Annotated in this window: 16 protein-coding genes and 1 pseudogene; 7 read left to right on the plus strand and 10 right to left on the minus strand. The window is 58.9% G+C overall.

Annotated elements, in window-relative coordinates; all coding sequences use genetic code 11:
• Positions 1-29: 29 nt before the first annotated feature.
• A complete protein-coding gene (locus M8Q45_RS28420; protein ID WP_283939048.1) occupies positions 30-158 on the plus strand; it encodes a hypothetical protein in 129 nt (42 codons plus the stop codon).
• Between the two features lie 78 nt (positions 159-236).
• Positions 237-716 (plus strand): hypothetical protein, encoded by a 480-nt coding sequence (locus tag M8Q45_RS15200; RefSeq protein WP_249875422.1) that lies wholly within the window; start codon positions 237-239, stop codon positions 714-716.
• Positions 717-750: 34 nt separating this feature from the next.
• Here M8Q45_RS15200 and M8Q45_RS15205 read toward each other — a convergent pair whose 3' ends face one another.
• A complete protein-coding gene (locus M8Q45_RS15205; RefSeq protein ID WP_249875423.1) occupies positions 751-993 on the minus strand; it encodes a hypothetical protein in 243 nt (80 codons plus the stop codon).
• A gap of 107 nt (positions 994-1,100) precedes the next feature.
• On the minus strand, positions 1,101-2,324 hold the full coding sequence (locus M8Q45_RS15210; protein WP_249875424.1) for an MFS transporter: 1,224 nt from the start codon (positions 2,322-2,324) through the stop codon (positions 1,101-1,103).
• Positions 2,325-2,564: 240 nt separating this feature from the next.
• On the opposite strand from M8Q45_RS15210, the gene M8Q45_RS15215 reads away from it, so the two are divergent.
• Positions 2,565-3,482, plus strand: coding sequence for an AraC family transcriptional regulator (locus tag M8Q45_RS15215; RefSeq protein WP_249875425.1), 918 nt, complete (start codon positions 2,565-2,567; stop codon positions 3,480-3,482).
• On the opposite strand, the gene cuyB is transcribed toward M8Q45_RS15215, so the two are convergent.
• A complete protein-coding gene (gene cuyB, locus M8Q45_RS15220; protein WP_249875426.1) occupies positions 3,466-4,986 on the minus strand; it encodes a cysteate racemase in 1,521 nt (506 codons plus the stop codon). The genes M8Q45_RS15215 and cuyB overlap by 17 nt on opposite strands.
• Before the next feature lie 11 nt (positions 4,987-4,997).
• Positions 4,998-6,317: a dicarboxylate/amino acid:cation symporter gene (locus tag M8Q45_RS15225; RefSeq protein ID WP_249875427.1), complete on the minus strand. Its 1,320-nt coding sequence runs from the start codon at positions 6,315-6,317 to the stop codon at positions 4,998-5,000.
• Positions 6,318-6,542: 225 nt separating this feature from the next.
• Between M8Q45_RS15225 and M8Q45_RS15230 the strand changes: the two genes are divergently transcribed.
• Positions 6,543-7,460 (plus strand): LysR substrate-binding domain-containing protein, encoded by a 918-nt coding sequence (locus M8Q45_RS15230; protein WP_249875428.1) that lies wholly within the window; start codon positions 6,543-6,545, stop codon positions 7,458-7,460.
• 535 nt (positions 7,461-7,995) lie between these two features.
• On the opposite strand, the gene M8Q45_RS15235 is transcribed toward M8Q45_RS15230, so the two are convergent.
• Both M8Q45_RS15235 and M8Q45_RS15240 read right to left on the minus strand, forming a co-directional pair.
• A complete protein-coding gene (locus M8Q45_RS15235) occupies positions 7,996-8,835 on the minus strand; it encodes a TIGR03915 family putative DNA repair protein (protein WP_249875429.1) in 840 nt (279 codons plus the stop codon).
• Positions 8,826-10,059 (minus strand): annotated as a pseudogene (locus tag M8Q45_RS15240) (putative DNA modification/repair radical SAM protein). Before M8Q45_RS15240 ends, M8Q45_RS15235 begins: the two are co-directional and overlap by 10 nt.
• A 145-nt stretch (positions 10,060-10,204) precedes the next feature.
• Here M8Q45_RS15240 and M8Q45_RS15245 point away from each other — a divergent pair.
• The 3 genes from M8Q45_RS15245 (at position 10,205) to M8Q45_RS15255 (ending at position 11,768) form a co-directional block, all read left to right on the plus strand.
• Complete coding sequence (locus M8Q45_RS15245) at positions 10,205-10,375, plus strand: YhfG family protein (RefSeq protein WP_249875430.1); 171 nt, start codon at positions 10,205-10,207, stop codon at positions 10,373-10,375.
• Positions 10,375-10,980 carry a putative adenosine monophosphate-protein transferase Fic gene (locus M8Q45_RS15250; RefSeq protein WP_249875431.1) on the plus strand — a complete coding sequence of 202 codons (606 nt, stop codon included), beginning with the start codon at positions 10,375-10,377 and terminating at the stop codon, positions 10,978-10,980. The genes M8Q45_RS15245 and M8Q45_RS15250 overlap by 1 nt, the downstream gene beginning before the upstream one ends.
• 116 nt (positions 10,981-11,096) lie before the next feature.
• Positions 11,097-11,768, plus strand: a complete 672-nt coding sequence (locus M8Q45_RS15255; protein ID WP_249875432.1) for a metallophosphoesterase — start codon at positions 11,097-11,099, stop codon at positions 11,766-11,768.
• A gap of 162 nt (positions 11,769-11,930) precedes the next feature.
• Here the strand turns inward: M8Q45_RS15255 and M8Q45_RS15260 are convergent, their stop codons facing one another.
• The 4 genes from M8Q45_RS15260 to M8Q45_RS15275 all read right to left on the minus strand — a co-directional run bounded on the left by M8Q45_RS15260 (position 11,931) and on the right by M8Q45_RS15275 (position 20,355).
• Positions 11,931-14,192 carry a nitric-oxide reductase large subunit gene (locus M8Q45_RS15260; RefSeq protein WP_249875433.1) on the minus strand — a complete coding sequence of 754 codons (2,262 nt, stop codon included), beginning with the start codon at positions 14,190-14,192 and terminating at the stop codon, positions 11,931-11,933.
• A 175-nt stretch (positions 14,193-14,367) separates the two neighbouring features.
• Positions 14,368-17,538 carry an efflux RND transporter permease subunit gene (locus M8Q45_RS15265; protein WP_249875434.1) on the minus strand — a complete coding sequence of 1,057 codons (3,171 nt, stop codon included), beginning with the start codon at positions 17,536-17,538 and terminating at the stop codon, positions 14,368-14,370.
• A complete protein-coding gene (locus M8Q45_RS15270; RefSeq protein ID WP_249875435.1) occupies positions 17,538-18,644 on the minus strand; it encodes an efflux RND transporter periplasmic adaptor subunit in 1,107 nt (368 codons plus the stop codon). Before M8Q45_RS15270 ends, M8Q45_RS15265 begins: the two co-directional genes overlap by 1 nt.
• Before the next feature lie 256 nt (positions 18,645-18,900).
• Complete coding sequence (locus tag M8Q45_RS15275) at positions 18,901-20,355, minus strand: mechanosensitive ion channel family protein (RefSeq protein WP_249875436.1); 1,455 nt, start codon at positions 20,353-20,355, stop codon at positions 18,901-18,903.
• Between the last annotated feature and the right edge of the window lie 162 nt (positions 20,356-20,517).

Raw genomic sequence — 20,517 nt, forward strand, 5'->3', positions numbered from 1 at the left:
GGAATGGTCATCAATCCCCGGAGATAACCGTGAGCAAATTTTTCGATGAGCTGATGGAAAGCGTGAAGCAAATGGATAAGATCGTCCAAGGGAAGCGTCAGCCAGCCGGCAACTCGCAGGAACGCAACGTTCCTAACCAACGCGTTGCGAGCAAATAAGATCGCCCATGACCCAGCGCAACTGACCACCCCGCCCCTTCAGCTAAGCTCAACCCATCACCACGACAGGGAATCGACATGAGCAAGGCAGACGAACTCGCGGCGAAGCTGAGGCAGGCCCAACGCACACCGGCCGACACCGACAACTGCGCCGACCTGGCGATCGAACATTGGCCTGGCCAGGTGTACGAGCTGTATCGCCAGCTTGAAACCTGGCTGGCGCCGGTCTGTGAGGCGGGCCTGGTTATCCGGCGTAACCCCACCCATGTATTCGAGCGTCATTCCAGCGGATCGACGTATAACTACGCCATTGATCAATTGGTCATCGAAGGAAATCACCACCGCATCTCGCTTGATCCGATCGCCCGCTTCTCCCCCGGCGCCGAAGGGTGCATCGAAATCCACCTCAAAGGCATGCAGCGCTGCATCCTGCGGACGGTGGGCGAACATGGCGAGTCGCGCTGGCATCTACAGCCAACCGGACAACCACGGCCCGAACCCGTCACATTGGATGAAGATGATTTCCTCTCGATCATCGAGGAAGGCTTGGGCCTATGAAAAGAAAGCGGGCGACTCAACGAGTCGCCCGCTCTTAGTTTGGAGCCGATTCGAATGTCACGTCGGGCCCGCTTTTGGTCGGCGTCCCTGCTTGCCTGCCAACGAGGATCGCCAAGGCATTGTCGATCTCATCGGCGGCGCGCCCGGCATGTTGGGCATCCGCCCAAGCCCAGTATTGCTCCGACACGAGCCCGCCGACCGCATGCGCGCATAACTCATCGCAACTGATGCCCATTTTTCCCGCAGCGGCGATGACTGCCAGGAGGGCTTGCTCCAAGGGCTGGATTCTTTCAGTAGACACAACTAACCAACTCGGTAGGTAACCAGCCTGGAGCTTACCAAGATATCAATGTGCCACCAACCGCAGGCGCCCAACGGTGCCTCTCAACCCACCGTGCCGTATATCCTGGCGCGCGATGTCCGCGAGGATTGTCGAGCCGCCGCGCGAGCAGCCAGGATCGTCAAGACAGCGGCAACAACCAATACGGCCGCGCTGGTCTCAAAGGTCGCGCGATAACCGCTTGAGTCAAACAGAACGCCGCCCACCGTGGCCCCCGAGGCGATGGCGAGCTGGACGATCGCAACCATCAAACCGCCTCCGGCCTCGGCATCGTCCGGCAACGTTCTGGCCAGCCAAGTCCACCACCCCACAGGCGCCGCCGTGGCCACCAGGCCCCAGAGGCCGAGCAGCACAGCCGTGACCGACGCGGAACTACCGAACCCCACCAGCGCGAGGGCGATCACGGCCATCAACAGCGGGATGACAATGAGCGTGCGATACAGGCCGTTCTTCAAGAACGCGCCGATCAGGAACGTGCCAAGCAAACCCGCCAGGCCGATCGCCAACAACATCAGCGAAAGCAGCGAGACACCCACCTGCGTCACGGTTTCCAGGAACGGCCGCAAATAGGTGAACAACATGAACTGGCCCATGAAGAACGTGCTGACCGCCAGCATGCCCAACGCCACCGGCGCCCGGGTCATGAGCTTGAAAGGATTCCCTGCGCCGCGCTTCGCCTGGGTGGGCATCGAGGGCAGGCTCAACAGCAACCACGCCAGGGCGAGTGCGGCGACCGGTACGATGCAGAAAAACGCGCCACGCCAGCCAATGATCGCCCCCAGAAAGCTGCCCAGCGGCGCCGCGACCACTGTCGCCAGGGCGTTGCCACCGTTGACGATGGCCAAGGCGCGAGGGACTTTATCTTCCGGCACCAGCCGCATGGCCGTGGCCGCCGACAGCGACCAGAAGCCGCCAATCGCCACGCCAATCAGCGCGCGACCGACCATGAAAATCAGGTAACTGGGCGCGAGTGCCGCCACCGTGCCGGACAAAATCATCAACAGCGTCAGTGCCGAGAGCAGCCACTTGCGCTCGACCCGGGCCGCGATCGGCGCGATGAACAGGCTGGTGACCAGGGCGAAGGCACCCGAGACGGCGATGCCCTGGCCGGCCTGCCCTTCAGTGATCCGGAGGTCCGTCGCCACCGGCGTCAGCAAGCTGACGGGCATGAATTCGGACGCAACAAGGGCAAAGGCAGCCAGCGACATGGCAAGCACCGCGCCCCATGCAGGTGGGTCCTGTGGTTCTAGCGATGAGATAGGGGTCATAACAATCCTGAAACTTCTGGAGCGCTCGAAAGCCCTCGTGGGAGCAAGCTTGCTCGCGACGGCGACGATGGCGCCATGAACTGAATCCGACGGGTATTTTCTCGAATGGGTATCGACGGTCGGTAGAACATTTCGCTGGAGTTCTTGCCCGATCCTGTGAACCCGCTGGTCACGCATAGGCAACGCTTCGCTTGGCGGGTTAATGTCCTGCCCATAGCTATCAACCCAGACAGAATCGACATGACCATCCAAGGCAGATCGCCACAAGACCGGCTCGCAAAACTCATCGGCACCCGGACGGCAGGCGCGGGCGACTTTGAAACGTCAATCGCGGGCCTGTGCTTTTTCCGTCGCGACGCCCCTGCCCCGCCCATGATCTGCATGATCGAGCCCAGCATCGTCCTCGTCGCCCAAGGGATGAAGCAGGTGTGGATCGGCGGCCAGGCGTACGGGTACGACACCACACGCTTCCTGATGACGTCACTGGACATGCCCGCCAACTCCGAAGTGCTGACGGCCAGCCCCGGGCAGCCATGCCTCGGCCTGGTCATGCGGCTTGACTTGCGCATGGTCGCCGATCTGGTCGCCCAGGGTGGCGTGGCGCCCAGTGTCGAGCGCCCCGTCGGGATTGGCGCGAGTATCGGCACGGCGTCAGCGGATTTCCTCGAGCCGTTCGTACGTCTGCTGGCGCTGCTCGATGAACCCGAAGCGATCCCCGTGCTGGCCCCCCTGATCCAGCGGGAGATCCACTATCGACTGTTGATGAGCGACCAGGCCGCGCGGCTGAGGCAGATTGCCTCCGTCGACAGCCAGGGTTACCGGATCGCCAAGGCCATCGACTGGTTGAAACTCAACTACACCGGGCCCGTTCGCGTGGACGACCTCGCGGCGCGCGTGCAGATGAGCGCCCCGACCTTCCACCATCACTTCCGCCAGCTCACGGCGATGAGCCCGCTGCAATACCAGAAGTGGCTGCGGTTGAACGAAGCGAAGCGCTTGATGCTCAACGAGCACCTGGACGTGGCGAGCGCCGCCTACCAGGTCGGCTATGAAAGCCCTTCGCAGTTCAGCCGCGAATACAGCCGTTTGTTCGGCGCGTCGCCGAAGCGGGACATTGCGGCGTTGCGCAGGCCGGCGAATGTCATGAACGCTGACTGATTCGCGGTGCCCGGCTCCATTGGGTCGAGGAGCCCTCAACCTGGCCCGCCAGCGCAATACACTTGCGTGCAAGGATCAGAGTGGGGTCGACAAGCGCCACCTGATGCCCGTTGATATCGAACGCCTCGCAATGCCTCAACACCAACGGCAACTCCGTACAGCCAAGAATCAACACCTGCGCCCCCAGTTCACACAAGTGCTCAGCCGCCAGCAATAGCTGCTCCCGGCAAAGCCCCTCGGTGAAACCGGCCTTGATGCCTCGCGGCCCGTAGATGGCGTCCATCACCATGGCCTGATAGTCGACACCGGGCGTAACGATTGCCAGCCCGGCGCGGCTGGCCGCCTGATGATAGACCTGGCTCTGCAAGGTACCGGACGTCGCCAGCAGACCGACTGCCTTGCCGGAACCGTACGCGTTCACGATCCACTCGACCGTCTCGGCCAGCATGTTCACGATCGGCACCGTCAGATGCGCCTGGATGCGTTCGACGAATGCGTGGGCCGTATTGCACGGAATTGCGATGGCGTCGGCGCCCGCACTTTCGAGGCGTTTGCAGGTGGCGTACAGCGCCATCGTCGGGTCCGCCTCATCGCGTAGCAGGCTGGCCGTGCGGTCGGGGATCTGCGGGTTCTGCTCGACCACCAGCTTGATGTGGTCCTGGTCCTTGTCGGCGGGCGTATTGGCGACCACCTTGGCCATGAAGTCCACCGTGGCGGCGGGCCCGACACCGCCGACGATACCGAGCTTGAATCCTGGGCGATGGGGACGTTGCGGGTCCGTCGTCGCGAAATCCGCATAGATCTGGTTGATGTCCAGGACCGTCAGCCCACGATCCTGCAAACGCGCACAGATCAGAGAAAGTTCGGTCATGCCGGGGACGATTATCGTTGCGCCCTGGGCTCGCAACGAAAGGCAGGCTTGGTGGACCGCCTCGAGCGGCGGGCCATCGAAGTGGCCGTCCTTGATACCGTCGAGGCCGTACATCGCGTCCATCACGCTCGCCTGCGACTCGGCGTCGGGGTAGACAATCCGGTACTCGTCGCCAAAGTGCCCTTCGAACAGGCCACAATGGCGAACGAAGTCGGAAGCGATCACGCCCAACGTTGCGCCGACAGTGACGCTACGGCGGATGTGCCGATTCAGGGCCGCCATCATGTCCAGCACCGTAATGCCCAGTTCAGCTTCGATTTCCGCGCGAAAGGTCTGGCTGGCGAAGCATGGCAGCAGCACCGCATCCAGGCCGTTCGCCTCGAAGGCCTTGCACACTTGGAACACGTAGAACTTGCGCGACGTCATGCTCGCGCCTGCGTCCAAGGGCAGCAGCACGTCCTTGAACGGATGCTGTTCAAACAGGAAGTGATAGCGGCCCTGGTCTTCGATCACCGCCCTGGACTTGACCAGTTTGTAGAACAGGTCACCGCCGGCCAGCGACCCCAGGCCACCGACGATACCCAATTTGCAGACGATAGATGCGTCGCGGGTCAACTTGCCCTTGGCCTTCATATCGTTTCTCCTCAAACAACCGGGACCGCTTCGGGGACCGTTCCGGGAGCCGCTTCGGCGCGAGACCGGACGGCCGACGGTTCGCCGTCTTCCTCGGCGTGCTCTTCGTATGGCTCGGCCTTGGCCACAACGGCCGTTGCAATGCTGTTACCCACCACATTGGTCGCCGTGCGCGCCATGTCCAGGAATTGGTCGACGCCAATGATCAGCAACAGCCCCGCCTCGGGAAGGTTGAACATCGGCAACGTCGCCGCGACCACCACGACCGATGCCCGGGCCACGCCGGCCATGCCCTTGCTGGTGATCATCAGTGTCAGAAGAATCAGCATCTGCTGAGTGAAACTCAGGTCAATGTTGTAGGCCTGGGCAATGAACAGGATGGCGAACGCTTGATACATCATCGAGCCGTCGAGGTTGAACGAATACCCCAGGGGCAGCACGAAGCTGGAGACGCGTTTGGGCGCGCCAAACTTCTCCAGCGCCTCGATGGTTTTCGGGTAGGCAGATTCGCTGCTCGCGGTGGAAAAGGCCAACAGGATCGGCTCCCGGATCAGCTTGCCCAAATGAAAAACCGAACGTCCAAGGAACACGTATCCGGCACCGAACAGCAACGCCCAGAGGATTAGGATGCCCAAGTAGAACTCGGCGATGAGCTTGCCATAATCCGCCAGCAAGCCCAGGCCCTGGGTGGTGATGGCCGAAGCGATGGCGGCGAACACACCAACCGGTGCAAAGGCCATCACGTAGTCGGTGATTTTGAACATCACCTTCGCCAGTTCTTCGATGGAATCGGTGATGCGCGTATGACCGGCGCGCTTGACGCCTGCCAGCGCGAAGCCGAAGAACAGCGAGAAAACCACAATTTGCAGGATCTCGTTATTGGCCATTGCCTCGGCGATGCTTCGAGGAAAGACATGGCCGATAAACGCCTTGAGACTGAAATCCCCGGTGTTGACGGGCACGGCTGCGGACGCCTGCTGGGCGACTTCCATGTTCAACCCGGCGCCAGGCTGAAACAGGTTGACCAGCCCCATTCCAATCAATAGCGACACGACCGACGCCGTGACAAACCAAGCCATTGCCCGAGCGCCAATCCGGCCTACCGAACGGGAATTGCCCATGCTGGCGATGCCCCCCACCAGCGTCGCGAACACCAATGGGGCGATGATCATTTTGATCATGCGCAGGAAAATGTCGGTGACCATCGAGAAGTAGGCGGCGATCTCCTTGGCACTTTGCTCGCTCCCTGCGAAATGGTGACACGCCCAACCCACCAGCACGCCCAGGGCGATGCCCATGGCAATTCGACGCGGGAGCTTGTTCTTCTTCACGGTGCTGTCCTCAAGTAGTTCTTGGATTTTTATTACTTGGCAGGTCACGCTGACTCGCCTGAAGCTGCGAGAAGTCAGCGCTACGAGAACAATTCTAGGGAGAGCATCGAACGGGATGATGAGTAATCCGGCCAGCCTCATGCATTTTCGGAATAGTTCCGTCTTTGGCGCTACGGGCCGGGGGATTGGCCCCTAGAATGATCCCTTCACGACGAGGATTCCTGGATGCAACTCAAATGGCTGGACGACCTCCTGGCGATCGCCGAATGGAAAAACTTCTCCCGGGCAGCGGAAGTCCGCTGCGTGACGCAATCGGCTTTATCGCGGCGTATTCGCTCGCTTGAAGAGTGGGTGGGCGTCAAGCTGGTGGACCGTGGCACTTATCCGGTCCAGTTGACCGCGGCGGGGATCACTTTTTGCGATGAGAGCAGAGAGGCGCTCGCCGGGCTGTTGAGGTTGCGTTCGACCCTGCGCGATGTGGAGCGGATGCCGGGGCGATCGATCCAGATCACCGCGGGTCACAGCCTGTCGATGACCTTCCTGCCCAAGTGGCTCGCACAATTCCAGCAACATAACGAACAGTTCAATGCCCGAGTGGTTGCCGCCAATATCCATGACGCCGTGATTGCCCTGGAGGAAGGCAGTTGCGACTTAATGATGGTCTATCACCACCCGCTGGCCCCCATCCTGATGGATGCCGAGCGTTTCGGCAGCCTGACCCTCGGGCATGACGCATTCATTCCACTCTGTGCACCGAACCGCAAAGGCGAACCCTTGTTCCCATTGTCAGGCCGCTCCGGCAAGGCGGTGCCGTACCTTGCCTACACGGCCACTACGTTCTTGGGGCGCGTCGCCGACATCGTCATCAAGAACGGCCCGACGCCGACGGCGCTGGAGCGCTGCTACGAGGCCGACATGGCCATGCTGCTGATGCGCATGGCGGTCGAGGGCTACGGCGTGGCGTGGCTGCCGCAAAGCGCAGTGGCCGATGAGCTGGCGCGAGGGCTGCTGGTGAGGGCCGGCGATGAACAATGGAGCACACGATTGGAGATTCGATCGTACTGCACGAACGCCAATCGCAATCCGACGATGCGCAAGCTCTGGAAAACACTGGAGGGCGCGTCGTTGCGCTCACCCGCCTGAGACCGCCTGGTAGTACTGCGCCATGTAATCCCGAACACTCGCACCTTATCGGCGAATTCGATCAGCTTACGGGCGTTGGCCAGCGCTGCCGGGCCGTCAGGGATCGGCATCTTACCGGTGAAGATTTGCACGGGTAAATCTTGATCAGGGGCGTTACCGCTCGCTAAAGGACGTCGAAAAACCCGTGGCGAGGGCGCTTGCTCCCGCTCGGCTGCGAAGCAGTCGTGAATCGGCGGGTGCGGTGTATCGGACATTTGGAATTCGCTGGTTTTGGGGCCGCTTCGCGACCCAGCGGGAGCAAGCTCCCTCGCCACGGGTCCGTCGATTTATCCAGCTTCGAGGGGCGCCCCTTGCAAGGTTGCCGACTGCATCAAGACGCGAGCAGTTGTGCCTGTAAGCCTAACGTGCTGGGCGATTGGCGCATTGTCGGCCGGGAGCGACGCGGATGCACCTAAGCCCGGCAAAGCCAAGGCATCGGTATGACGTGAGAAATCGGAATCCATTTAGAGGCACTGTTTCAATCCAGCGCCTCTGCCTAGCTGCCCACAATTATCCGCTTCCCTACCTTCTCCCCCACCTCCAACGCCTGCCCATCCCTCTGCTTCCCCTGCCGCGCCTGCCCCACCAACTGCGGAATCAAATCCCCTTCCGGCAAATGCTTCCAGAACCGCCCCGGCATATGCTGGCGCAACGCTGTAGGGTTGAGCCTCGCCGGGTTGAAGATGTGTCGGTAATAAGTGCGCCACAGTTCCGCGCCGGGGTCTTCGGCATGACGAGCCCATTGTTGCCATTGCTCGGGGCAACGGCGTTGGTAGTCCAGCGAATGCCCATCGAAACGAATGCCATCGCGGGGCGTTGCGATCAGCCAGCGTTGCCGGCCCAATCGCTCGGCAAAATGCCCGCCCGCGCTTTCAAGGATGTCGTGGGCCGGCTGGTGGAAAGCCACGAGGTCCAGTTGCAGTTGTTCGGCGACCGCTGGCGGTAGCGGTATGAAACGCACGAACGCGTGAAGGTGATGGGCTTCGCGACTGACCTGTTTGATGCGCCGTTGCAGTTCGCTGCCCAATCGATCACCGGCGAGCATGGCGGTGCGATCACCATGGGCGACGCGCCAGAGCACTTCGTACAACAGGTTCCAGCGTTGTTCGCCCTGGTAGCGGCTGGCCTGTTCCAATTGACCCAACAACCCCGCCGGGACGCGCGTCTGGAACGGTCCCGGGCCTTGCGGCAGTGGCGCCGGCACTGCCAGCAGGTCAGCCATGGGGCCCTGGGCCCAGGTCACGTCGCTGGGGTCGATTCCGTGGCCCAACAGCGTTCTGGCCTGATTACGCCAGGTGCTGAAATCGTCGTCGCAATCCAGTGCAATCATGCCCACAGCCCCATTTGCACGGGCCGCTGCGGATCGCCGCTGCGGATCGCGCAAGCGTGCTCGGAGCAAGCCGCTGCGCACCTGGCCGTCAGCAGGCCGGTAATCGCTGGTCACAATGAACGGACGGGCCTTTTCCAACACGCAACGCAACTGCACCAAGTCGTCGTAGCGAATCCTCCGCTCCCTGCGCAGTGCCACCAGGCGTTGCACGCTGCGCAGGCCGATGCCGGGAATACGCGCGAGCAAGGCCGGCTCGGCGCGGTTGAGGTCGAGTGGAAACACATCGCGATTGGCCAATGCCCAGGCCAGCTTGGGGTCGATGTCCAGGTCCAGGTTGCTGGACGTAGTCAACAGCTCGCCCGCCTTGTAGCCATAGCCACGCATAAGGAAGTCGGCTTGGTAGAGCCGGTGCTCACGCAGCAAGGGTGGCGCGGCGAGTGGCACGCTGGCGGGGCTTTCGGGGATCGGGCTGAAGGCAGAGTAATAGACTCGTCGCAAGCCGTAGCCCTGATAGAGCGACTCGGCATTGCTGAGGATGGCGTGGTCATCGGTGGCATCCGCCCCGACGATCACCTGGGTGCTCTGCCCGGCCGGGGCAAAGCGAGGCGCCCGTGGTTCGCCGGCCACTGCCTGTTGCCCGTCGTGGATGGTGCCCATGGCCTGGCGAATGGTCGTCAATTGCTTTTCCGGCGCCAGGCGCTTGAGGCTCACTTCGGAGGACAATTCGATATTCACGCTCAGGCGATCCGCCAGCCGCCCTGCCTCCTCGATCAATAGCGGATCGGCGTCGGGAATGGTCTTGAGATGGATGTAGCCTCGAAAGTGATGCTCCTCGCGCAGCAACCGCGCCACCCGGACCAGTTGCTCCATGGTGTAGTCGGCCGAGCGAATGATGCCGGAGCTCAGGAACAGACCGCTGATGCAATTGCGACGGTAGAAATCCAGGGTCAGCCGGACCACTTCTTCGGGTGTGAAACGCGCCCTCGGCACGTTGCTCGAGCGACGGTTGACGCAATACTGGCAGTCGTACAGGCAAAAATTGGTCAGCAACACCTTGAGCAGCGATACACAGCGCCCATCCGGCGTGTAGCTATGGCAGATCCCCCTGCCATCCGTGGCCCCAAGCCCGTCCCGACCACGCGAACTGCGCTTGGGAGCGCCACTGCTGGCACAGGACGCGTCATATTTGGCGGCGTCGGCAAGAATGCCGAGCTTGGCGATAAGCTCCATGGAAAAATCTCAAATACTGTATACATGCACAGCATTTGGAGATTGGCCGCGATGCAAGCTCCGCTGGTCAATCCAGCCAACGAGCAGATAGTGACTGATGGATGGGCTATAATCCGGTCATTCACGCGATTCGAGGTCCAACCCCATGGGCACTGTCAGCCTTGAAACAAAAAAGGCCTACGCGGCCAGGACGCGCAGGTCCAACTACGCGGCCAGCCTGCGCCTGGAAGGTTTCAACGTGTCTTTCGAGGACGGCGAACGCAAGCTGCCTTCCCGTGAAGATGTCTTGAAAACCTTCACCAAGACCCGAGCCTGATGCCCGACAAATATGGCGTCGGCGAGGACGCCTACTGTTATCCCCGCTCCACGGTCCTGCGCAACAAACTCGATATTCGCGACGAACCCACCCTGGGCGAAGCCGAGCAACAGCTCTCGGCCATCGCGGCAAGCAACGTTGAGTTCACTCCTCCTCCTTACAGCCTGGCTTACCTCCAGAATATTCATCATGCATTGTTCGCGGACTTGTTCGAATGGGCCGGACAGTTGCGGACCGTCGGCATGGCCAAGCAAGACACGCGCTTTTGCCAACCGGAATACATGGAAAAGGAAGCCACCAAAATCTTTGCCAGGATGGCAGCGGCGAACTGGTTCGAAGAGACGAGCCGGGATGAACTGATAGTCGCCGTGGCAGACGCCTATTCCGATATCAATATCATTCACCCTTTCCGCGAAGGCAATGGCCGCGCCCAGCGCATCCTGTTCGAGCACCTCATCATGAACGCCGGGTTCGAAATCAGTTGGTGGGGCATCGAAAAAGACGAATGGATCAGCGCCAATATCGCGGCCTATCACTGCGTACTCGAGCCTATGGAAACGGTTTTCAAGAAGTGTATTGGACAGCCGATACAATCCCGACCATAAGTTATCTGCGCCCCCTCGCTTAAGTGATACATTCCGTGCCAGCCAACCCTGCCGAAAGCCTCTGTATGTACCGGACTGCCTCCTTTCCACCAAACGAGCAAGGCCGAGACTTTGTCGTGGGCGACATCCATGGGCATTTCAAACTTTTGGCGAAGGCCTTGGACAACCTCGAATTCAATACCGAAATAGACCGGATTTTTTCCGTGGGCGACCTCATCGATCGCGGTCCAGACTCCGAGGACGTATTGAATTGGCTCGGAAAACCCTGGTTTCACGCGGTACGCGGCAACCATGAGCAAATGGTGATCGACGGCATCTGCGGCCACGGAGACAAACCCCGGCACATCCGCAACGGCGGAGCCTGGCTCTATGAGTTGAGCCCGGCCTTCCAAGACCAACTTCTGGAAGCCCTTCAAGAACTTCCACTCATTATCGAAATCGACTTATCGGCTAATGGAACGATTGGGATCGTACATGCCCAAGCGCCGCTTTTCGGGCTGAATAATGATTGGCAAGGTGCGAAGGACGCCATTACCGGGAAACTCGGAAAGCAGCTTCAACAACAAGCCTTGGCGGAAGCCTTGTATGCCCGGGACAGGATCGAACAGCAGGACCCGACGCCAATCAAGGGCATCCATGACCTCTATGTCGGTCATTCAACCGTTCCTACCGTCACGCGCCTCGGTAACGTCGTCTATGTGGACACGGGCTGCTCCTTTTCCGACGGTGCACTGAGTCTCGTGGAAATCAGTAGCCAATCCGTTTTCAGCATTGGCATGACGAAGTGAAATAACGGCGTCCCTTGCTCATCGCTCCAGCGCCGACGGCACTTGCCGCCGTGCCACCTGATAAACAGTGCAGCCCGCTGAAACCATGAGCGTTCCTGTAATCCGCTTGGTATGGAATAGGCCCGCCAAAGCGGGCCCCTTGACCTGACGCGAATCTACCCGTCAATAGCTCAATGACTGAGCCCTGGTCAATCGGGATCGAATCCCGAATACACCGCTAACGACCTGCCAGGAAACGGCTAACACACCGATGATAAAAACCACGTCGCCGAAAGTGCGAATCCAGCGCAGCAGCTGCAAGATGTCTTGCTGCATAAACGCCTCGCTTCGTGCATACCAAAGGCCCTGACTGACGCTTGCATAAAACTGAATCAGCCCGATCGGCAACAGGCTTGCACCGATCATTAACGCCAAGCCTGCATTGAGACACCAGAAAGCTGTCTTCATGAGACGCTCGTTGAACTCAAGATCCGGCCGAATGTAACGCAGCACCAACAGGACGAACCCAAGCGCCAAAAAACCGTATACACCAAACAGTGCAGCATGGGCATGTACCGCCGTGGTGTTCAGCCCCTGGATGTAATACAAGGAAAGCGGCGGATTTATCATGAAGCCGAAGACACCGGCGCCGAGCATGTTCCAAAACGCAACGGTCACGAAGAACATCAGCGGCCAGCGCACTCGCTCCATCCACACGGCACGAGACTTCAATTGCCAGTGCTCCCACGCTTCGTGACCGAGCACGATCAGCGGAACGACTTCCAGCGCGCTGAACATCGCGCCCACGGCCATGACCGGTGTGGTGGTGCCGGAAAAATAGATGTGATGAAAGGTCCCAGGTACCCCACCCAGCATGAACAGCGAGGCTGACGCCAAACTGGCAGTGGTAGCCATCCTCGAGGACACCAGACCCATGCTGGAGAAGATGAACGCCAAGGCGGTGGTCGCAAAAACTTCGAAGAATCCCTCTACCCACAGATGCACGACCCACCAACGCCAGTACTCCATTACCGACAGGTTGGTCCGCTCGCCATAAAATAAACCTGCACCATAAAAAAGCCCTATCGCAACCACCGATGCCGACAGCAAGGCTAAAAGGTTCTGGTCGCCCGGTTTGTACAAGGCGGGCACGATGCAGCGCAACATGAGGACCAGCCAGAAGGCAATCCCAGCGAACTTGAGAAACTGCCATACACGACCAAGGTCCACGTACTCGTAACCTTGATGGCCAAGCCAGAAATTCCAACTGGGTGGCATGAGCTGAGCGATAGCCAGGTAGTTACCGGCGTAGGATCCGACGACCACAATGACCAGCGCCCAAAACAGCGCATCTACACCCTGCTTCTGCCATTTAGGATCTTTGCCGCCATTGATGATGGGGGCCAGGAAAAGTCCTGCTGCGAGGAAACCGGTGGCAATCCAGAACACCGCACTTTGCAGGTGCCAGGTACGCATGAGCGAATACGGAAACCACTTGGAAAGCGGGATGCCGTAGAAGTCTTGCCCTTCGACGGTGTAGTGCGCGGTGGCCCCTCCGATCATCACCTGGAACATCAGCAGGGCCACGACCAACAGCAAGTACTTGCCTAGCCCCTGCTGCGATGGTGTCAGTGCGATCAGGCTCAAAGGATCCCGTTTGGGTGGGACGGGCGGCTGCTCCTGATCGCGCAAGAAGGCCCATCCCCACACCAGCAAGCCGATGCCCGCTAACAGTAAAACAACGCTGACTATCGACCAGATGATGTTTTCAGCCGTTGGCTTGTTGTCAATCAAAGGCTCGTGCGGCCAGTTATTGGTGTACGTCGCCACCTGACCTGGTCGTTCGGTGGACGCGGCCCACGCCGTCCAGAAAAAGAACTGTGTGAGCTTCTCGCGACGTGCAGCATCGGGCAGCGTGTTTTCCTTCATCGCGAAATGTACGCGACTTCCGTGAAGGTCAGGCTCATTGCCGAACAGGGCGAGATAATAGCGGGCTGTCTGGCGCATCGCAGAAACGCGGCGCGCACTCAGCGTAAGCACGCCATCCTTCAATTGACTGGCACGGTACTCGCGCTTGAGTTGCTGTCGAAGAGCCGCTTGAGCAGCCTCATCAAGTTGATCAAACAAGACGTTGTAGTTTTCCTCGGCAGCCATTTCGAGCCAGGCCGACAGTTCTCTGTGAAGCCAGTCTGCGGTCCAGTCAGGCGCCTGATACGCACCATGCCCCCAAATGGAACCCAATTGCATGCCGCCGACGCTTTGCCAAGCCGTCTGGCCATCGAGAATGTCGTCGGCGGTGAACAGCCGCTCACCACTTATGCTCTGCACCAATGCAGGAATAGGCGGGGCTTGGCGATAAATCTCTCGACCGAACCATCCTAGAAGCCCGAAGGTCAGCGCAAGCACCCCAAGTAACGTCCACCAAAGTTTTTTATACTCACGCATCGAATCTGCCCCCCACTTGAGTGGAAGGGGCGAATGCCTGGCATACCGCACGCACGATGCCTGATTCAGCCATTAACTTACTGAAGTTATTCATCGATACTCCTGGTTTCATTGGTCATTGCCAGCCCATGCCGGCCACTATTTCCGGGACTTTCAATCGTCAGCTATAACTGGATCATTCGATGGACTCCCCCGGACTTTCCGAAGCGTCCAGACCTTCGGCACGCGAGGCCAGGCTTCGGATAGCGACGTAAAATACTGGGGTGAGGAATAAGCCAAAGAGCGTCACACCGAGCATGCCGGCGAACACCGTAATGCCCGTAGCGAGACGAACCTCGCTGCCAGCCCCTTGGCTGAGAAGTAGAGGGACGGAACCTGCGATAAAAGCGACCGAGGTCATGATGATCGGGCGTAACCGCAGGCGACAGGCGTGCAGCGCGGCTTGGGTTGGCGACATCTTCTGGTGTATTTCCAGTTCGCGCGCGAACTCAACGATCAAGATAGCGTTCTTGCAGGCCAACCCCATAAGAACCACTAAACCGACCTGTACAAAAACATTGTTATCTCCGCCCGATTGCCACACACCCAGCAGTGCAGCGCACATACACACGGGCACGATCAAAATCACCGCCAACGGCAAACTCCAGCTTTCGTAGAGTGCTGCCAAGACAAGAAATACCAGGAGCACCGCCATTGGGAAGACAACGAGCGCAGCATGGCTTTGGTTGACTTGCTGATATGACAAGTCAGTCCATTCCAGCTCTACGCCATGAGGGAGCACCCTGTCCGCTATTTCCTGTAGCTTCGCCAATACCTGGGCCGAGGACAGCACACGGGGATCAGAGTCACCGATGACGTCAGCCGCCGGAAAGCCGTTGTAGCGGATGACCGGATCCGGACCATAGGAAGGCACTACGGTCACCATGGCGCCCACCGGAACCATCTGACCGTCAGCATTACGCACCTTGAGCGCGGTTATATCTTCAGCTTGCTGCCGTGAGGGCGCGTCCGCCTGCGCCATCACACGGTACACCCGTCCAAACTGATTGAAATCATTCAGATAGACTGATCCCAAATAGGTCTGCAGCGTCTCGAACAAGTCGCTCAGGGGCACATTCTGAGCCTTGGCCTTAAGCCGGTCGACGCGTACCTCCAGCTGCGGAACGTTTGCCTGATAGGAACTCACGGGGTAGGTCATCCCCGGGGTATTGGCAACCTCCGCGATGAATGCATCCAATGCTTTTTGCAACGCTCCGTAACCAAGTCCCCCGCGGTCCTTGAGGTACAGGGAGTAACCGGAGCCATTACCCAATCCTTGTATCGGCGGCGGCATCAACGCATATGCGTAGCCGTCGCTGATCTTGGCGAAGCGTTCATTCAGCTCAGTGTTTATCGATACCGCGCTTCGGCTTCGTTCATTGAACGGCTTGAGCACGATGTAAGCTGCAGTAAGATTGGGCGTGTTGACGGTCTGCAAGGCATTGAGACCGGCGTAGCCAGGAACGTAATCCACCCCGTCGATGCTCCGGGCGATTTCTCCTATCTGCCTGGTTACGGCGGCGGTTCGCGCCAACGACGCCCCCTCGGGCAACTTTGCGCCGCCAAACAAGTACAGTTTGTCCTGAGTGGGAATGAAGCCACCCGGCACTGCGTGAAACAGCACACCGGTGGCTGCCAGCAAACCTGCGTAAAGCACGAAGACCGGCACACGGTGATGGATGGCACGCCCTACTCCGTTTTCGTAACGCTGAGAACTGCGTTGGAAAAAATGGTTGAACACGGAGAAAAAACGACCGAACAGTGCGTCAATCCAACGCGTCAAGCGGTCCGGCTTGCTGTCGTGAGGGCGCAACAACCGCGCTGCGAGCGCGGGCGACAAGGTCAGCGAGTTAAACGCCGAAATCACTGTGGAAATGGCGATGGTGACGGCAAATTGCTTATAGAACTGGCCTGTCACCCCGTCCAGAAACGCCATCGGGACGAACACCGCGCATAGCACCAGCGCGATGGCGACGATTGGCCCGGAGACCTCCTGCATCGCTTGGTGCGCCGCCTCCAAAGGAGCGAGGCCTTGCGAGATATAACGTTCGACGTTTTCCACGACAACGATTGCATCGTCCACCACGATTCCGATCGCCAATACCAGGCCGAAGAGCGTCAATGTGTTGATCGAGTAGCCCAGAATGTAGAGGAAGGTGAAGGTACCAATGACCGAAACGGGCACTGCGATCAATGGGATGAGCGATGCGCGCCAGGTTTGCAGGAACAGGATCACGACCAGGACGACCAATAGCACGGCCTCGACGAGTGTGTGCTCCACGGCAGTGATGGACTCGCGGACAAAAACAGTCGGGTCCCACACAGCTTTGTAGGTAACGCCCTCTGGAAAATCTTCGGCCAGGCGGTCGAGCGTTCGGTAAACGGCTGCCGCCACGCCAAGAGCATTGGCGCCCGGAGAGAGGAAAATCCCGGCTGTGGTCGCGTTTTTCTCGTCCTGGAAAACACGCATCGTGTAATCGTCAGCGCCGAGTTCAACCCGGGCCACATCGGCCAGACGTACCACTTGCCCGTTGTTGCCTGTCTTTAGAACGATGTCTGCGAACTCGGCCGGTGTCTGCAATCGACCGCGCACGTTTACAGAGACGAGAAAATCGGTTTTGCCAGGGCTGGGCTCAGCCCCCAATTGCCCGGCGGATACTTGGACGTTCTGCTCACGCACGGCCTTGAGCACGTCTCCCGCCGAGAGTCCACGTGTGGCCAACTTCCCCGGGTCGAGCCAGATGCGCATGGCATAGTCGCCCGCCCCGTAAAGCCCGACGTCACCAATACCATTGAGTCGGGAAAGCTCATCCTTGATATGCAACGTGAGATAGTTGCGCAGATACAGCGAGTCATACTGGTTGTCCAGTGAGTACAGGCTGACGTACATCAGGGGCGTCGGGGATTGTTTTTGTGTGATCACTCCATATTGCCGCACTTGTTCAGGCAGGCGACTAAGCGCCTGAGCCACGCGATTCTGCACCCGCACTGCGGCAATGTCGGGCTCTATACCCGGGGTGAATGTCACGACCACCCTGAGGCTTCCATCGGACCCCGCGACAGACTTCATGTACATGATGCCTTCCACGCCGTTTATCGCTTCTTCCAGGGGAATGGCAACGGACTCCGCAATTTCCTTCGGGTTGGCGCCAGGCCATGTGGTGCGTACCACTACGCTGGGAGGGACGACTTCAGGGTACTCGCCGGCCGGTAGCAAGGGCAGACAAACCAACCCCACGGCAAACAGGATCACCGACAGCACTACGGCGAAGATGGGTCGCTCGATAAAGAAACGCGAGATATTCATCAACGCGTCTCCGCATGCAGCGCTGTGGTGGCTTGCACGGGGGCACCGGGGTAGTAGATGCGTTGCAGGCCGCCGACGATAATCTGATCGCCCGCTTCCACCCCGGTCTCAATCACCCGTAGTCCCTCATGCATCCGACCTGGCGTCACATAGCGGCGCTCTGCCGTGCTGTTCTTCCCGAGCACGTAGACATACTTACGGTCCTGATCGGTAAGCACGGCTTTATCATCTACGAGGAAGGCCTGGCGGCCGCCTGCTCCAGCCAACTGCACACGAGCGTAGAGCCCTGGAGTCAACCGTCGCTGGGGATTGCGGACGACCGCGCGCGCGCGGAGCGTGCCAGTGCTGGAGTCAACCTGGTTGTCGAAAAAGTCGACACTGCCTTCATAGGGATAGTCCTGCCCTCCGGCAAGACCCAAGCGAACAGGTAAGGTCCCTCGCTGTAAGAATTGCTCTTGATAACCCGCCCAGGCGTGCTCGTCTGGATCGAAATACACGTACACCGGGTCTTGGGACACCACCGTGGTCAGAAGCGACCGATCAGCGACTGCCAAGTTGCCGAGGGTCAATTGAGCACGGCTGACCCGGCCCGCCACAGGCGCGTGAACCTCTGTAAATTCAAGGTCCAGACGGGCTCGGGCCACGGCGGCCTCCGCTTCGCGAACATCGGCCTTGCTTTGTAGAAATGCTGCCTGCCTTGTTTCCGCGTCGTCTTTCGAGACAGCATTATTTTGAAACAGCCGTTGCGCACGGGCGCTTTGAGCCTCGGTCAGCACCACCGTTGCCCGTGCTCTCTCCAATCGCGCCTGGGCAACCTGCAGAGCAGTTTGGTAAGGCCGTGGATCGATCACAAACAACAAGTCACCACGCTTCACCTCACTCCCCTCGGCGTAGGCAATGCGGGTGATGTAGCCGCTTACGCGCGGCCGTATGTCGACGTTATCGACAGCCGCAACACGACCGTTGAACGGATCCCATAAACGAATCTCTCGTACGACCACTGGCTCGATTTGCACTTGGGCAATCGGAACGCCTTGCGCGTTCGAGGATGCTTTTTCGCATCCGCCCACACAGGCAAAACTCAACGAAATGGCAGCAGAAGCCATGACTTTCCATAACGGGGAAGAACAAGAGAAATTCATTAGTCGAGTACTCAGCACACGAGTCGGACACACGCGCTAACTACACGACGATAGTGGTAGCGCGAGAAGACTACTTTATAGGCTGGACAGTTTGACGAAGACAGGATGTAGCACCTATCACCGGGGGGCATGTAAATCTAATACAAAGGTTTTATATATCCGAAACCAAATCGACAATCTTGGGTGATACGTCAGCGACAGGCGACGCTTGCGCGCCGATTCATGCATTTGTAAGCCAGCGCAAAAAACCACTTTTTTTGACTTCCACAGGCTTTTGCAGCAACAACGATTGCCGCACGCCCTGACGAAACAATTGCAGCTTGTTCAGGGCCGACTTCAATTCGCCAATGTCCTCCAGGTAATTCCGCAGCGCTGTCTTATCAATGCGAAACAGTAGGCAGCCAGTGATGCAGCGGAACTGACCGCGTGAAGGTGCATCCGCCAGAATGCCCTCTTCGCCCAGCACCTCACCTGGGCCCATCCGAGTGGCCTCAACCAGGCGTTCACTGTCATGCACGGCCAGAGAAATCACGCCAGTGCTGACAATCATTAGACTCTCGGATACTTCCCCGTATTCAAGTATCACCTGATCAGGCTGGCATTCGACTACGTGCATTTCTTGAGCGAGCTGGTCTTTCTGAACAGAGGTTAGCGAACGGAATATCTTCACGTCCTCGAGCAGTAACCGCTGACGACTCCAGTCTCGCGCAGCGGCAGCTTGTGCAGTGAGGCTTTGCGTGGTGTGACCCAGTTTTATTCCCGCAGCCTCCAGATGCCGATGAGCCAAATCGAATAACTGATTACGAACTTCAGTATGTTGGGCCATGGAAGAAATAAACCCCTTGGCCTCGTACTCGGTGTACTCCATGGTCAGTTTTTTCACCGAGGCTTTTGCCGGTGGCGAATGACTCAATTGACGCGTGCCCTGCAGCGCTCGTTCCAACGCCTCGATGACTCTGCCGGGGCGGGTGTCGGCAGGCACCTGCAACGTTATGCTGACACCATGAGTATCGGCTGGGCGGCTGAAATTGAGTAACTTGGCGTTGGCGACGACAGCGTTGGGAATCACGGCCATGCTGCCGTGGGAAGTCATGAGGTGAGTCGCCCGCCAGTCGATGTCGATCACCTTGCCTTTGATATTATCGATCTGCACGTAGTCGTCCACCTCGTAAGGTTTGGTCGTGTTGAGAACAACCCCGGAAAACAGATCACTCAATGTGCTGCGCAGTGCCAAGCCGGCGACAATCGCCATCCCGCCCGAGGTGGCCAGTAACCCTTTGACCGGTAACTGCATGACATATCCTGCGGCTGCCACAATGGCCACCAGAAAAATCGCCGCTCCAATAATGTCTTGAAAGAGCCGGGCGCCATGCGCACCGCGATTGAAAAACATCGCACTGACTGCCACCGTCAGCGTACGCGCCGCGAAGAACCACCACACCACCGCGATGGTTGTGCTCAGCATATTCAGAGCAACATCGTCGGGCCACGGCGACGGCTGTAATGGACTGATGCCAATGGCGAAAATCCACCAGGAAAACAGCAGGAAGAGCGCAATGCGGATGACGGTCCGCCTCAGCACTAAAATGGCGGGCGTGAAATACCATATCAACAGATCCAGTGCCAGCAATAGGAAGGTGGCAATCAAGTTATATATATGCAGATGCTCAACCATGACGTATCCCCCCATAAAAAGTTCGCCCCGGACGATCCGGGACAGGCAGAAACTTCTAACGTCTGTTTATTCAACCGGGATTAAGGGATCCACCGCACCAGCACCGGACAACGCTCAACTGCGCTGGTTAAATCCAGGCCAAACCAATCTATTGGTCCAAAC

This window comes from Pseudomonas sp. T1.Ur (genome assembly GCF_023516725.1).
Lineage (GTDB): Bacteria > Pseudomonadota > Gammaproteobacteria > Pseudomonadales > Pseudomonadaceae > Aquipseudomonas > Aquipseudomonas alvandae.